Here is a 15076-nt window from a genome sequence, read left to right on the forward strand (position 1 = left end):
AAATAATTCGTAATGAAGACACAGACAATAGGCGCAACTTATTTCAAACCCGACTGTACGCGCCAGAGGCCGGAATAAATACCGTCTTTCTCTAGCAATTGCTCGTGGGTTCCCGACTCTACTAATTTCCCATGTTCCATGACATAAATGCAATCAGCATTACGAATAGTGGAAAGACGATGAGCGATCGCAATTGTAGTTCTATCTACTGTAATCCGTTCTAGCGATCGCTGGATTGCTGCTTCTGTTTCATTATCCACTGCCGAGGTCGCTTCATCTAAAATCAGAATCGGGGGATTTTTGAGAACTGCACGGGCGATCGCAATCCGTTGTCTTTGTCCACCAGATAACTTTTGTCCTCTTTCCCCCACAATTGTCTCATAACCTTGGGGCAATTCGATAATAAAGTCGTGCGCCTCGGCTATCTTTGCCGCTGTGATAATCTCTTGCTCTCTAGTCTCAAAACTACCATAAGCAATATTCTCCGCTACAGTGCCATGAAATAGAAAGACATCTTGACTCACCAAACCAATGCAGCGACGTAAATCTTGCAAATTCAAATTTTGCAAATCAATGCCATCGAGAGTAATGCTTCCAGCTTGCACCTCATACAACCGCAACAAAAGTTTGACTAAAGTGCTTTTACCAGAACCAGTTGAACCGACAATCGCAATGGTTTTCCCCGCCGGAACGTTTAAAGACAGATTTTTAATTACTGGGAATCTATCTTTATAGGCAAAATAAACATTTTTAAATTGCACTTCCCCGCGCACTTCATTTATAGGTAAAGATACATTACCTGTATGAATGGCAATAGGAGTATCCAATAAATTCATAACTCGATTAGTAGAAGCCATTGCCCTTTGATATTGGTCAAATGTTTCGCCTAATCTAGTTAAAGGCCACAGCAATCGCTGGATTAAAAACACTAATACGCTGTAAGTACCTACAGACATAGCTCCAGTAACCGCTGCCATTCCGCCATATAAAAGTAATGCTGTGAAACCCACCAAAATTAGCATCCGAATTAACGGCACAAAAGCAGCAGAAAGAGTAATTGCTCTCCTATTACTACGACGATAAGCGTCACTATCTAATTCCAAACGATAAGCTTCATAAGCTTCAGATGTGAAACTTTTAATAGTAGTAATTCCGCTGATATTGTTTGACAACCGCGAATTGAGAAAACCTACCTTTTCGCGGACATCAGCATAGCGAGGCGCAAGTAGTCGTTGATAAGCAAAAGAACCCCAGAGAATAAATGGCATTGGTGACAAGGCCATCCACGCTACACTAGGAGCCAGAATAAAGAAAGCAGCGCCAATAATTAGAACCGTTGCAGAAACTTGGATAATATCATTCGCTCCTCCATCCAAAAACCGCTCTAATTGGTTAATATCATCACTGAGGATAGACATTAAACCGCCAGTGCTGCGTTCTTCAAAATAAGCCAATTCCAACTCTTGCAAATGTTTGTATGCATCCAAACGCAAGTCATGCTGAATATTCTGAGCCAAATTCCGCCAAAGTCGAGCGTAGGCGTACTCAAAAACCGATTCTAGTATCCAAATGACCACAGTCAGGAAGGAAATAATCAAAAATTGTCCAAAGACATCCCGCACCCCTAACTGTGCAATTATGGAATCCTGTTGCTTAACTACCACATCCACCGCCACACCAATTAAGCCAGGTGGTGCCAAATCGAAAAATTTATTGAGGATAGAATAAATAGTCGCCAGCCAAATTTGTTTGCGATACTCGTGTCCATACTCCAGCAAACGCAGGAGAGGATACGTTGAATGTTTACGCCTTCTTGATACCCGATGAGATTTTAATACAGTAGCCACGGTTTTTTGCGGTTTCGTGTGACTGATATTACCACGGAACAAAGTCTTGAGTCTTAAGTCCTGAGGCTGAAGATTGATTCAAACAGACTAATGAGAAACTAGTAACTGAGTTTATTCAAGGACTAGGGAGCAGGGGAGCATACTTCGACTCCTTTCGACTTCGCTCAAGGCAAGACGCTCAGTAACCGGGGGAGATGGGGGAGATGGGGGAGTGAGGGAGAAGAATTAATAACCAATGACCAATGACCAATGACAAGTGACAAATGACAAATGACTAACTAAATATTGGAGAAAGGAATTTGAAAAATCAGCAATTGGGAAATTGGCAAACCACAGTTTTGGGAATTGTGTTAGCAATACTGGTGATTATTGGGCTAAATTCCTTTATTATTATTAACCCAGGACAAGCAGGAGTAATCAGCATCTTGGGTAAAGCCAGAGATGGCGCTTTATTAGAAGGCATTCACCTAAAACCACCTTTTATTTCCGTAATAGATGTGTATGATTTGACGGTGCAAAAGTTTGAAGTGCCAGCGGAGAGTTCTACTAAAGATTTGCAAAATTTATCTGCAAGATTTGCAATTAACTTTCGCCTCGATCCGATACAGGTAGTTGAAGTTAGAAGAAAACAAGGAACATTAGAGAATATTGTCTCAAAAATCATTGCCCCTCAGACACAAGAAGCATTTAAAATTGCCGCAGCTAGAAGAACAGTAGAAGAAGCGATTACCAAACGAAGTGAGTTAAAAGAAGACTTCGATAATGCCTTAGGCGATCGCTTAGACAAATATGGGATAATTGTATTAGATACTAGCGTAGTTGATTTAGCATTCTCACCAGAATTTGCCAGAGCAGTCGAAGAAAAACAAATTGCTGAACAACGGGCGCAAAGAGCCGTTTATGTAGCACGAGAAGCCGAACAAGAAGCGCAAGCAGACATTAATCGTGCCAAAGGTAGGGCAGAAGCTCAAAGACTCTTAGCAGAGACACTCAAAGCTCAAGGAGGGCAGTTGGTTCTGCAAAAAGAAGCCATTGAAGCTTGGAAGACGGGTGGCGCTCAGATGCCGAAAGTCTTGGTTATGGGTAATGACTCAAAAAATGGCGTACCCTTTATATTCAACCTTGGGAATGTCCAAAATCAACCATAAAAGGGAAGTGGGCATGAGATCGCAAGGTCTAAAATTATGGAATTTGCTCTGACCTCAGACAAATTCTACAATACATTGGACTATTTCCAATTAAAAACCTAAAATCCAGAATGGTATAAGTTGGGTTAGTACAGGTCAGTGGAAACGTTCCATTTCATTACAGCCAGAAAGCACAAAATTTAAGCATGAGTGATACCAATTTGAAAAATGATTGCGACAGATGGAAAACTGAAACATTTATCCAATAGATGTTTCACAATCCAAAATCGTTCGACTGAGCGACTTGCCTTGAGCGAAGTCGAAAGGAGCCGAAGTCTAAAATCTAAAATCCAAAATGGTATGACTTTTGACTTTTGCCTTGCGGTACTAGTCCCAACTCAAACACCACAGAAAAACTAACCAGAAAATAGTCGAAGTTTATGTCAACCTCCAATCCTCAAAATCTCACTGCCGAAGAAGCGAAAAAATTCCTGAACAAATTCAACTGTCTAGACATTGCCCCTATCCTCAACTCATCAGAAAAAATAGTAATTCGTAATGCCTTAATTTTGCTCACCAAGCTTACTGATTACCAAATTTTGGGAATTTGTGCTGATACCGCAGAAGAAGGAATATTGGCAATGAAAACCTATTCTCTGGCTTTGGGTTACGAACCACCAAACAATTTACTTACACCCGAAGGGCCAGTTTATATCAAATTAAATGGCAAAAACGGCTTGTGTTATCTTGATTCCTATGATGGACATCATCGTGGTGTATTAGTATCTTGCCAGTCTTATGACGAAGATGGAATCAACGAAATGTATGGACACCTTCCCTTGGACTTATTTGTATAGAGTTTTGCGAATGTAGGTAAGGCAAATACCTTACCTACTCACTAATGAAAAATAATTAATGACTTCAATCTTATGAGTATTATTACACTACAATCAGTAAAAAAAGACTTTGGGATCAAGGAAATTTTAAAAGATGCTAGCTTTAGCCTTGATGCTACCGATAAAGTTGGATTAATTGGTACTAACGGTTCAGGTAAATCAACTCTATTAAAAATGATCGCTGGGTTAGAATCCATTGATAGCGGTCAAATTTTAATTAACTCCGGTTCTAAAATTATCTACTTACCCCAGCAGCCAGATTTAGATGAAAATCACACAGTTTTAGAGCAAGTTTTTGCCGACAGTGGCGAACACATGGCTTTAGTACACGAGTATGAAGAACTTTCTGATAAATTGGTTCACTATCCAGATGATAGTCAACTGATGTCTCGCCTTTCTGTGGTCATGCAACAGATGGATACGACTGGTGCTTGGGAATTAGAAACTAATGCCAAAATCATTCTGACAAAATTAGGAATTTCTGACTTTGATGCCAAGATAAGTACTTTATCTGGAGGTTATCGCAAACGCATTGCTTTAGCATCAGCCTTGCTATCAGAACCAGATGCTTTGCTCATGGATGAACCGACAAACCATTTGGATGCTCTTTCTGTAGAATGGTTACAAAGTTATTTAAATCGTTATCGCGGCGCATTGTTTCTGATTACCCACGATCGCTACTTTCTAGATCGCGTTACCAATCGGATTATTGAAATCGACCGAGGCGACATTTACACCTATACAGGTAACTATTCATATTACCTGGAAAAGAAAGCTTTAGCGGAAGAATCTGCCGTCAGCAGTCAACGCAAACATCAAGGCTTATTGCGCCGCGAGTTGGAATGGCTCAAAAAAGGGCCAAAAGCTAGAAGTACCAAGCAAAAAGCGAGAATTGACCGCGCTCACGCTCTGCGGGATACTGAATTTAAACAAGTTCAGGGTAAAGTTGATATTTCGACAGTTGGTCGTCGCATTGGGAAAAAGGTTATTGAGTTAGATAACATTTCTAAGGCATACAATGGACGCACCCTGATTAATAATTTTACCTACGAATTTAGTCCAGAAGACCGCATCGGCATTATTGGCGCTAACGGTGCTGGTAAATCCACTTTAATGGATATCATTACTGGACGGGTTAAGCCAGATTCCGGCATTGCAGAAATTGGTAGTACCGTTCACATCGGTTATTTTGACCAGCATTCGGAAGAATTGCTCACAGCCTTAAACGAAAATCAGCGCGTGATTGACTACATCAAAGAAGAAGGAGAATTTGTCAAAATTACTGATGGTACTCAAATTACCGCTTCCCAAATGTTGGAGCGGTTTTTGTTTCCTGGTAATCAGCAGTATGCCCCAATTAGTAAACTTTCGGGTGGAGAAAAACGCCGTTTATTTCTGTTGCGGGTTTTGATGAGTGCGCCCAATGTCTTAATTTTAGATGAACCGACAAATGATTTAGATGTTCAGACCTTGGCAGTATTAGAAGATTATTTAGAAGATTTTGTCGGGTGTGTAATTGTAGTTTCTCACGATCGCTACTTTTTAGATCGCACCATCGACACAGTATTTTCCTTTGAAGAAGGCGGTAATCTGCGGCAATATCCAGGTAATTACTCGATTTATCTGGACTATAAGAAAGCTGAAGAAGCACAGCAACAAGCTGCTACTACTAAAGAGAAGCCCAAAAATGCCGAAATCCCAAATGGTGCGGCTTCACCCAAACAGGTAGAGAATACCAAGCGGCGGAGATTATCGAATTGGGAGAAAAAAGAATTTGAGCAGTTGGAAGTTAAAATTGCCGAGTTAGAGGACCAGAAAGCAGAAACCGAGAAAAGACTGGCGAATGTCTCACCGGGGAATTATAGCGAAGTGCAAAAACTCTATAATCAGGTGGAAAATCTCAAGCACGCCATCGATGTGGCGACTGAACGCTGGTTAGAATTAGCTGAAATAGAGTCTTGAAATTACTCGCTAGTACAGTTCGGCGTAAATTAGTTACCCATTTGAAATGTCTAAAACCCTTACACAATAGGAATTACGAATTACGAACTCTTAGTTTAATTATTAGGGTTTTGCCGAGTTTTTTTACCAAATAAACCAGACATATTTAATCCTGTCACCAACAATCCCAAAAGTCCTAATCCATTCAAAATTGGGTAGATTCCTTGCAGATGAAAGATTTCGCCTGTATGGATACTTAACAGGAAACTAGCTGGAACTCCTATACCAATAGACCACTCGCGGACAAAGGTTGTTAATATTCCAGTCAGCACGGTTAACATCAGTGGCACAGATAGGATAATGCCAAGGATACGATGATACTTACGAAATGAACGTTTCATGGTATTTTTCCGGTAGTAGAAACTTTTTCCCAATACGCTAATGTAGGCTCAATATCACCTGAAATGCAAATGAAATGAGAAAAATCGAGTTTTTTACCTTGATAGCATTAATATTTGAATGACAAAAATATTAGGTAATATTTTTGTTGATAGTCAGCGTAAAATATGAACGCTAGTACCAGTCGGCGGAAACAAACCTACTATTTCATTACAGCTAGAAAGCCCAAAATGAAAGACTTTTGACCCTTCGACTGCGCTCAAGTCAAGGCTGAGCGAAGCCGGTGGCGCAGCCTCTCGCAGAGAAGCCTTGATTTCCGCTTTGCGGTACTAGTAGTATGGCAACCCAAAAATGCGCTTGTGAGGGCTGGGGAAAGGGTAAGGGATTTAAAACCTTTCCCCTTTCCCCTTTGCCCTTTACCCCGCCAAGTTCACTTGGCGAACTACTAGTCTACACAAACGAGTTTTGATGAGGAGTTTAGAATGAATCGTTTTAATCCAGTACTAATAGTTGCTGCAATCAGCATGATGACTTTGGTTGGATGCAATAAGGCTGAAGAACCTACTGCACAAACGCCACCTGCTGGGAGTTCTATCTCTGATACAACAGCCACTCCGGCTGCGACAACTACCCCTAATGCAGTAGCCACTCCGGCTGCGACAACCACCCCTAGTGCAGCAGCCACTCCCGCTACAACAACTGAATTTCAAGGTCTACAGGGTGTTGTGACCAATACTAAGACCGCAGTTCAGGCGGGAGATTTTACCAAAGCTAAAGGGGAATTTGATAAATTTGAAGATTTCTGGTCAAAGGTTGAGGATGGAGTGAAAGCTAAATCTCCCACTACCTACAAAGAAATTGAAGATAAAGCTGATGAGATTAAGGCAGGACTGAAAGCTTCCGCACCAAATAAACCGAAATTGTCAACAGCTTTAGGGGTTCTTAACAAGGATGTTACTAGTGTAGCCAAGCCTTAAGAGCCAAATACATAGACTGAGTATTTGTTGGCTAGTTTGCTAGTAGTACGTCAAGGAAACGCAAGCGGGGTAAAGGGTAAGGGGTAAAGGGACTCATGTTTTAATTCCTTCCCCTTTTCCCTTTCCCCTTTCCCCTTTCCCCTTTTCCCAGTCCAAACATAGCAATTTTGGCTTGACAGACTACTAGTAGTACATCAAGGAAACGCAAGCGGGGTAAAGGGTAAGGGGGAAGGTGGAAAGGGTTTAAATCCCTTACCCTTTTCCCTTTCCCCTTTCCCCATTTTTCTCCTTTTTATCTTGCAAGCTGCGAATTTTAACCAGTACTGAAATATATTGTTGAGTCATCCAAATCAACGCCTCAATGGATGAGTTACCTTGGTCAATTCGGCTTTTAGCTTGTAGACCAATTAAGAATACTTGCATTGCCAGCAACAAACCAATGGTTTTACCGAGAATTTGACGGACTTGCATTTGATTATGCCCCAAAGAGTTGATAGATATAGGTTCTCTTTGGGGTTGTGCCCTGATGCAAATACCCTAAACTTGCTGAAAATGGCTTAGAATCTGGATTACATGAGTTTGGGGTGGTAGTTTCAATCTGGGGTAGCCCCAAACTTCTTACTCAATTTTTTGGATGTAATGCCACGAATTACCTATGGGCCTGAAATTCAAAAGCGAGTCAAGCGTCTCTTAGAGGCGTTGCTTTGTTTTGCCGATGGAGAATTTGAGGAGGATAACTTTAAAATTGAGTTTGACTGGAAAGAAGCAGACAGTGCTAACCCCAAGCTGACTGTGCAGACTACCTTAGTCACATTGGAGTTGCTGACGCAAAAAGATAAATATTCTGGCAAGTTAACTAAAGCGCAAATTCGAGAAGCGCTGAATATGCTCAAGGATTTTTTGAAGATTCTGGAAGATAACCGTCTGCAAACCAAGGGTGTTGAGGAATGGCACTTTACACTCAAGCTATGGTCAAGAGATAGGGGAAAGAACTTAAAACGGTTTGATGAAGCTTGGGAAAGTAGTAGACCAGAGAAATCGAAATTAAATAACCCCGCTCCAAACCTCTCCCCCACAGGGAGAGAGGCTTTGAATGTTCCCCCTTCTCTTGTAGGGAAGGGGGTTAGGGGGTTAGGTCACACAAGTATATTTCAAGCGCCACCTTTACCCACATACTTTGTAGAACGCCCAGAATACAGCGATGATTTAAAGACTCGTCTTTTAAATGGTTCATCGTCTGATAGTCGCACTTTAGTAATTACTGCGATTCACGGTTTGGGTTCGGTGGGCAAATCTACTTTAGCTGCGGCTTTAGCCCATAATGCAGAAATACAATCTCGTTTTGGTGATGGCATTCTTTGGGCAACATTAGGTCAACAACCCAATGTGCTGGCCTTACTTAGTGGCTGGGTGCAAGCATTAGGAGATTATAGCTTTAAGCCTACCAGTGTAGAAGCAACTTCTATGCATTTGCGGACTCTGCTTTATGACAAAGCTGTGTTGCTGGTGGTTGATGATGCTTGGAATACCGAAGATGCACGAGCATTTAATTTTGGTGGGGCACGTTGTCAAGTTTTAGTAACTACTCGTGAAGGTTCTATTGCCGATGCCTTAGCAGCCAGCACCTACAGTCTGGATATAATGAAACCAGACCAGGCAATGGAATTGCTGACGAAGAAATTAAGACGCAAGATTACAGGCACAGAACGTCACTCAGCAGAAAATTTAGCCAAAGGCGTTGGTTATCTTCCCCTAGCATTGGAACTTGCAGCCGCCGAAGTTGCCTGTGGTACGACTTGGAATGAACTGTTGGCGGATATTCAGCAAGAAGTAGCCAGATTAACAAGTTTTGACCGACCAGAAGCGGAAGAAATTACTGATGAGGCTAGTTTAAAACGCCTGAGTTTAACCGCATCTTTAAATTTGAGTGTCAAGAGAATGCCACCAGAAAAGCAGCAGCATTTCTCTTGGTTGGGGGTGTTGCCGGAGGATGTCAACATTAATAAAATGATGGCAGCAACGCTGTGGCAGATGGATAAGCGTGATGCTGCCAAGATGTTGCAATATTTACGGAATAAAGCATTGCTATTAACAGGAGTACCGCTTGCTGATGGTATGCCTACCTATCGCTTACATGACTTATTCCACGATTTAGCTTGTAATTTGTTAACTGCTCCCTCTGTACCAAAGCGCCCAGGAGATTTGGCTGGGTTGGGTTTAAACCTTGCTGATGTTCACACTGCTTTTTTAAAGAAGTATCGGCAGAAAACCCAGAATGGTTTATGGCATACTTTACTTGATGATGGTTACATTCATCAGTATTTAGTTTGGCATTTAGAAAAGGCTGGACAGTTAGAAGAGATTCACAAGTTATTACGGGAAGAGTCTGCAACTGGAAGCAATGGCTGGTATGAAGTACGGGAGAAATTGGCACAAACTGGCGGTTATATCACAGATATTTCTCGTGCCTGGGAACTAGCAGAAGCGAATCGGACTGAATCAACACTAAGCTTGCAGTGTCGTTATGCTTTGATAACTGCATCGATGAATAGTTTGGCAGCTAATCTACCAGCAAATCTGCTGGTAGCATTGGTCAAAAACAAGATGTGGACTCCCGAACAAGGACTAGCTTATGCTCTGCAAAAACCAGAACTACAAGAGAAAATCTACTCGCTGACAGAATTAGTCAATTATTTAACACCAAGTCTTCAACAATTAGCACTGCAAAAAGCCCTTACTGCTGCCAGGGCAATTCAGCATGAGGAGTTTCGTGCTAAAGCCTTGAGTGCCTTAGCTGACAAACTGCCACCAGAGTTGTTGCCAGAAGCCCTTGCTGCTGCCAGGGCGATTCAGTCTGAGGAATATCGTGCTAAAGCCTTGAGTGCCTTAGCTGACAAACTACCAGAGTTATTGCCAGAAGCCCTTGCTGCTGCCAGGGCGATTCAGGATGAGTGGAATCGTGCCAGTGCCTTGAGAGCCTTAGCTGACAAACTGCCACCAGAGTTATTGCCAGAAGCCCTTGCTGCTGCCAGGGCGATTCAGTCTGAGGAATATCGTGCTAAAGCCTTGAGTGCCTTAGCTGACAAACTGCCACCAGAGTTATTGTCAGAAGCCCTTGCTGCTGCCAGGGCGATTCAGGATGAGTTTTTTCGTGCTAAAGCCTTGAGTGCCTTAGCTGACAAACTACCAGAGTTATTGCCAGAAGCCCTTGCTGCTGCCAGGGCGATTCAGGATGAGTTTTTTCGTGCTAAAGCCTTGAGTGCCTTAGCTGACAAACTACCAGAGTTATTGCCAGAAGCCCTTGCTGCTGCCAGGGCGATTCAGGATGAGTGGAATCGTGCCAGTGCCTTGAGTGCCTTAGCTGACAAACTACCAGAGTTATTGCCAGAAGCCCTTGCTGCTGCCAGGGCGATTCAGTCTGAGGAATATCGTGTTAAAGCCTTGAGTGCCTTAGCTGACAAACTGCCACCAGAGTTATTGCCAGAAGCCCTTGCTGCTGCCAGGGCGATTCAGTCTGAGGAATATCGTGTTAAAGCCTTGAGTGCCTTAGCTGACAAACTACCAGAGTTATTGCCAGAAGCCCTTGCTGCTGCCAGGGCGATTCAGTCTGAGGAATATCGTGTTAAAGCCTTGAGAGCCTTAGCTGACAAACTACCAGAGTTATTGCCAGAAGCCCTTGCTGCTGCCAGGGCGATTCAGGATGAGTGGAATCGTGCCAGTGCCTTGAGAGCCTTAGCTGACAAACTACCAGAGTTATTGTCAGAAGCCCTTGCTGCTGCCAGGGCGATTCAGGATGAGTGGAATCGTGCCAATGCCTTGAGAGCCTTAGCTGACAAACTGCCACCAGAGTTATTGTCAGAAGCCCTTACTGCTAGGGCGATTCAGAATGAGTGGAATCGTGCCAGTGCCTTGAAAGTCTTAGCTGACAAACTACCGCCAGAGTTATTGCCAGAAGCCCTTGCTGTTGCCAGGGCGATTCAGGATGAGTCGAATCGTGCTGATGCCTTGAGTGCCTTAGCTGACAAACTGCCATCAGAGTTATTGCCAGAAGCCCTTGCTGCTGCCAGGGCGATTCAGGATGAGTCGAATCGTGCTGATGCCTTGAGTGCCTTAGCTGACAAACTGCCACCAGAGTTATTGCCAGAAGCCCTTGCTGCTGCCAGGGCGATTCAGGATAAGTCGAATCGTGCCTATGCCTTGAGTGCCTTAGCTGACAAACTGCCAGAAGTTTTGCCAGAAGCCCTTGCTGCTGCCAGGGCGATTCAGGATAAGGATTATCGTGCCTATGCCTTGAGTGCCTTAGCTGACAAACTGCCAGAAGTTTTGCCAGAAGCCCTTGCTGCTACCAGGGCGATTCAGGATGAGTTTTTTCGTGCCTATGCCTTGAGTACCTTAGCTGACAAACTACCAGAGTTATTGCCAGAAGCCCTTGCTGCTGCCAGGGCGATTCAGAATGAGTTGAATCGTGCCAGTGCCTTGAAAGTCTTAGCTGACAAACTACCGCCAGAATTATTGCCAGAAGCCCTTGCTGCTGCCAAGGCGATTCAGGATGAGGAGTCTTGTGATTCTATACGGGGACGTAATAAGACCGACCTTGCTGCTGCCAGGGCGATTCAGTTTGAGGAGTATCGTGCCTATGCCTTGAGTGCCTTAGCTAACAAACTGCCACCAGAGTTATTGCCAGAAGCCCTTGCTGCTGCCAGGGCGATTCAGTTTGAGAAGTATCGTGCCTATGCCTTGAGTGCCTTAGCTGACAAACTGCCACCAGAGTTATTGCCAGAAGCCCTTGCTGCTGCCAGGGCGATTCAGGATAAGGATTATCGTGCCTATGCCTTGAGTGCCTTAACTGACAAACTGCCACCAGAGTTGTTGCCAGAAGCCCTTGCTGCTGCCAGGGCGATTCAGGATGAGGATTATCGTGCCGATGCCTTGAGTGTCTTAGCTTCCGGTTTGTCACAAATGCCATCTACGGAACTTTTCCCCCTTTGGCAAGATACACTTCATGAGCTATCCCTTCGCACTCGCCTTAATTTGCTGCAAGATATTAAAGCATTGTTTCCAGTTATCTTTGCATTAAGTGGCGAAGCAGCAACGGTAGAAATTGCCCGTGTAATTGTGGATGTGGGGCGATGGTGGAAATAATTTGTAATTCGTAATTCGTAATTCGTAATTCGTAATTTAAGAGAGTTAGATTTAACTTGCATCTGTAGCCTGATTTTGGTCAATTGGTATAAGGGGATGCGGGATCTATAGTTTTAAGCGAAGTGCGATCGCCTATTTGCAGCTACTCAACATCAAGCAGGTATCGAATTTACAAACTCTCTTTGGTGTCCATGAGTGAGCGATCGCAGTTAATCATAAAATCATCAAAGAAATTGTCTAGACTCTCAATGAGCGATCGCCAAGCCGTATTAAATACTATTCATCAATCCAACTACTCAGAAATTCTACCTGGTTGTGCATTTCTTCTGCTGACTTAGCTGCAATTAATCTCAAAATACCGCGCATTAGTTCCCCCACTGAGTAACGTTGCTGCTGTACCAAAATCATTCCTGCATGAGATTGTTCTTTGGTCAAAAAATCAGTGTGCAAACGGTAGAAATCTCTGATATTAGAACTATATAAAACAAGACTTTGCTCAGTTGCCCATCTTAGCTGTTCTTCATCGGTATATCCCAGCCTATTCAAATTTAGACTTGTAGTCACATCTACACCACGATTTTGTAGAGCCAGAACTAGAGAACGTGCGGTAGAATCCTCATCCATATACAAACGAATTCGGCTCATGAAAGTTTTTGAATTTTATGCAGTTTCTCTAATCTGTCTCCCTCTGCCTCTTCTGCTGCAATGTCAGCGTCAATTTGGTCACGGTTAGCATGATAATAAGCTAAAGCTGCATAAACCTGCGCTAAGGTCAAATGACTAATTTGCTCTGCAATCTCTTCGGCGCTGTAACCTTGTTTATACCAAATAGCTATACGTCGGACTGTCACACCTGTACCAGCAATAATCGGACAACCGCCGTGTATTCCAGGCTGATGGTTAATTAATGTACCAATATCAGTAATAATTGCCAAAACTTGTTCTCCTAAATATCTCACACTAAAATTATGCTGATTTTAACAGTTATATTTTTGTCAAGCCCAAAGTCTTTGGATTGTGTTTCAGAGCAAATGCAATTCCACGCTTGTGGGGTGCAACGCAGCGGATTTGCCTAACCTGCGATCGCGATCGCCCACACATCTAGTGTTATCGTAAAGAATATTAGGAATTAACTACCAAGGCAGATGACTATTACTGTCAACGTCGCCCAAGCAACTGCCAAATTTAGTGAACTTCTGAGTCAGGTATTGCTCGGTGAAGAAGTCGTGATTGCTGAACAGGGGATTCCAGTTGCACGTCTAGTCGCCCTTACGAATACCAGTTCTCCTCGCATTCCAGGCTTAGATAAAGGTAAAGTATTTATTGCAGCAGATTTCAACGATCCTTTACCAGAAGAAATCTTGAGTGATTTTGAAAATTCTAACCTCGCTTAGTAATGAGAGCTTTACTGGATACCCATGCATTCATTTGGTGAGTAACAAATGACCCTCAGTTATCTGCTAATGCTCGTAATGTAATTGCTGATTCAGGTAACATCCTATTTTTGAGCGTGGTAAGTGCATGGGAAATTGTCATCAAAAATAAATTAGGGAAACTGACTTTACCTGAACCTGTAGAACAATATATTCCAACTCATCTGGCAATGAATCGCTTTGAAAGTTTACCTATTCAAATGAGCCATGTTTTGCAAGTTGCTAATTTACCAAATATCCACCGAGATCCATTCGATCGGATTTTGATTGCTCAAAGCCAAGTAGAGAATTTGCCAATTGTGACAATCGATCGGCAAATTACACAATATCTTGTTCAAACTATATTGTGATGGCGATCGCCCTTCTACAGACTGCGTAGTTTACCGCCGTAGGCATCGCCTATATCGGTTTTTCTGACAGAATAAAGCGATCGCTTACAAGATTTTTGCCTACGCACTCCCCAACTTACGGAAGCAGCTACAGAATTTACGGGAGCAGCTACAGAACTTATGGGAGCAGCTACAGAACTTATGGGAGCAGCTACAGAACTTATGGAAGCAGCTACAGAACTTGTGGGAGCAGCTACAGAACTTACGGGAGTAGCTACAGAACTTATGGGAGCAGCTACAGAACTTGTGGGAGCAGCTACAGAACTTGTGGGAGCAGCTACAGAACTTGTGGGAGCAGTGTCCCTTAAAGTTTTGATGAAGCTTAGACAATTATCTATATAAATACCAATATCTAGTAATAAAATTCCGAAAATCTACTGCTATAACTTGAAAAATTTATTACAAAAACTGCGAGTTTTGCTGAACCAGAATGCAGTTTAATTGAGGCAAGCTAGCTCTATAATAATTTTAAAGGAGTAGTTTTATGTCTCGTAAAAAACGCACATCCCGCATTTTAGAAAAAGCTCAGTTAAGATCCGCCGGACTGAAATCGATTGTTCCAAGCGTCAAATTTGATGAAGATTATAGTCTAGAAAAATTAGTCGAGTCAATCGACCAGTTACGCAACAAAATTGATGTTTATAATACTGCTCTGTCTGTAGTTGACTCTTCTAAAACTGAAATTGAAGAGATGGAAAAAAACTTGAGTCAGCTTTCTGAAAAAATGCTGATGGTGGTTGGGATCAAATACGGCAAAGACAGCCGCGAATATGAAATGGCGGGTGGTGTTCGCTATAGCGATCGCATCCGCAAAATCAGATCGAGCCGCTTGAAAAATGTTGCAGAACAAGCATCTGATGAAAATGCTAAAACTGCATAAAATGCAATAGACGCGATGAATCGCCGTGTGTACAAAAGACTAATT

13 protein-coding genes and 1 pseudogene are annotated in these 15076 nt (G+C 42.8%); 9 read left to right on the forward strand and 5 right to left on the reverse strand.

Annotated features, from left to right (window positions below; translation table 11 throughout):
* Nucleotides 1-38 precede the first annotated feature (38 nt).
* Nucleotides 39-1847, reverse strand: a complete 1809-nt coding sequence (locus tag NSTCB13_RS26570; protein ID WP_448274364.1) for an ABC transporter ATP-binding protein — start codon at nucleotides 1845-1847, stop codon at nucleotides 39-41.
* A gap of 299 nt (nucleotides 1848-2146) precedes the next feature.
* Between NSTCB13_RS26570 and NSTCB13_RS26575 the strand changes: the two genes are divergently transcribed.
* The 3 genes from NSTCB13_RS26575 to NSTCB13_RS26585 all read left to right on the forward strand — a co-directional run bounded on the left by NSTCB13_RS26575 (nucleotide 2147) and on the right by NSTCB13_RS26585 (nucleotide 5832).
* Nucleotides 2147-2995, forward strand: a complete 849-nt coding sequence (locus NSTCB13_RS26575) for a prohibitin family protein (protein WP_322713057.1) — start codon at nucleotides 2147-2149, stop codon at nucleotides 2993-2995.
* A 419-nt stretch (nucleotides 2996-3414) separates the two neighbouring features.
* On the forward strand, nucleotides 3415-3831 hold the full coding sequence (locus NSTCB13_RS26580) for a DUF1824 family protein (protein WP_445627324.1): 417 nt from the start codon (nucleotides 3415-3417) through the stop codon (nucleotides 3829-3831).
* Between the two features lie 72 nt (nucleotides 3832-3903).
* Nucleotides 3904-5832 carry an ABC-F family ATP-binding cassette domain-containing protein gene (locus NSTCB13_RS26585; protein ID WP_448274366.1) on the forward strand — a complete coding sequence of 643 codons (1929 nt, stop codon included), beginning with the start codon at nucleotides 3904-3906 and terminating at the stop codon, nucleotides 5830-5832.
* A 95-nt stretch (nucleotides 5833-5927) separates the two neighbouring features.
* Here the strand turns inward: NSTCB13_RS26585 and NSTCB13_RS26590 are convergent, their stop codons facing one another.
* Complete coding sequence (locus NSTCB13_RS26590; RefSeq protein WP_174708855.1) at nucleotides 5928-6212, reverse strand: peptidase; 285 nt, start codon at nucleotides 6210-6212, stop codon at nucleotides 5928-5930.
* Nucleotides 6213-6692: 480 nt separating this feature from the next.
* On the opposite strand from NSTCB13_RS26590, the gene NSTCB13_RS26595 reads away from it, so the two are divergent.
* On the forward strand, nucleotides 6693-7187 hold the full coding sequence (locus NSTCB13_RS26595; protein ID WP_448274368.1) for a DUF4363 domain-containing protein: 495 nt from the start codon (nucleotides 6693-6695) through the stop codon (nucleotides 7185-7187).
* A gap of 252 nt (nucleotides 7188-7439) precedes the next feature.
* Here NSTCB13_RS26595 and NSTCB13_RS26600 read toward each other — a convergent pair whose 3' ends face one another.
* Nucleotides 7440-7658: a hypothetical protein gene (locus NSTCB13_RS26600; RefSeq protein ID WP_448274369.1), complete on the reverse strand. Its 219-nt coding sequence runs from the start codon at nucleotides 7656-7658 to the stop codon at nucleotides 7440-7442.
* Nucleotides 7659-7826: 168 nt separating this feature from the next.
* Here NSTCB13_RS26600 and NSTCB13_RS26605 point away from each other — a divergent pair, with 168 nt between their 5' ends.
* Nucleotides 7827-12329 carry an NB-ARC domain-containing protein gene (locus NSTCB13_RS26605; RefSeq protein WP_448274370.1) on the forward strand — a complete coding sequence of 1501 codons (4503 nt, stop codon included), beginning with the start codon at nucleotides 7827-7829 and terminating at the stop codon, nucleotides 12327-12329.
* Nucleotides 12330-12605: 276 nt separating this feature from the next.
* On the opposite strand, the gene NSTCB13_RS26610 is transcribed toward NSTCB13_RS26605, so the two are convergent.
* On the reverse strand, nucleotides 12606-12974 hold the full coding sequence (locus NSTCB13_RS26610; RefSeq protein WP_448274372.1) for a DUF5615 family PIN-like protein: 369 nt from the start codon (nucleotides 12972-12974) through the stop codon (nucleotides 12606-12608).
* Nucleotides 12971-13264, reverse strand: a complete 294-nt coding sequence (locus tag NSTCB13_RS26615; protein WP_448274374.1) for a DUF433 domain-containing protein — start codon at nucleotides 13262-13264, stop codon at nucleotides 12971-12973. Before NSTCB13_RS26615 ends, NSTCB13_RS26610 begins: the two co-directional genes overlap by 4 nt.
* A gap of 210 nt (nucleotides 13265-13474) precedes the next feature.
* On the opposite strand from NSTCB13_RS26615, the gene NSTCB13_RS26620 reads away from it, so the two are divergent.
* The 4 genes and pseudogenes from NSTCB13_RS26620 (at nucleotide 13475) to NSTCB13_RS26635 (ending at nucleotide 15031) form a co-directional block, all read left to right on the forward strand.
* A complete protein-coding gene (locus tag NSTCB13_RS26620; protein ID WP_448274375.1) occupies nucleotides 13475-13723 on the forward strand; it encodes a type II toxin-antitoxin system Phd/YefM family antitoxin in 249 nt (82 codons plus the stop codon).
* Between the two features lie 65 nt (nucleotides 13724-13788).
* A pseudogene (locus tag NSTCB13_RS26625) lies at nucleotides 13789-14112 on the forward strand (type II toxin-antitoxin system VapC family toxin); the annotation flags it as partial.
* A 159-nt stretch (nucleotides 14113-14271) separates the two neighbouring features.
* On the forward strand, nucleotides 14272-14493 hold the full coding sequence (locus NSTCB13_RS26630; protein WP_448274377.1) for a hypothetical protein: 222 nt from the start codon (nucleotides 14272-14274) through the stop codon (nucleotides 14491-14493).
* 142 nt (nucleotides 14494-14635) lie between these two features.
* Nucleotides 14636-15031: a hypothetical protein gene (locus NSTCB13_RS26635; protein WP_448274379.1), complete on the forward strand. Its 396-nt coding sequence runs from the start codon at nucleotides 14636-14638 to the stop codon at nucleotides 15029-15031.
* The last annotated feature ends 45 nt before the right edge of the window (nucleotides 15032-15076 follow it).

It is taken from the genome of Nostoc sp. DSM 114160 (genome assembly GCF_053470305.1).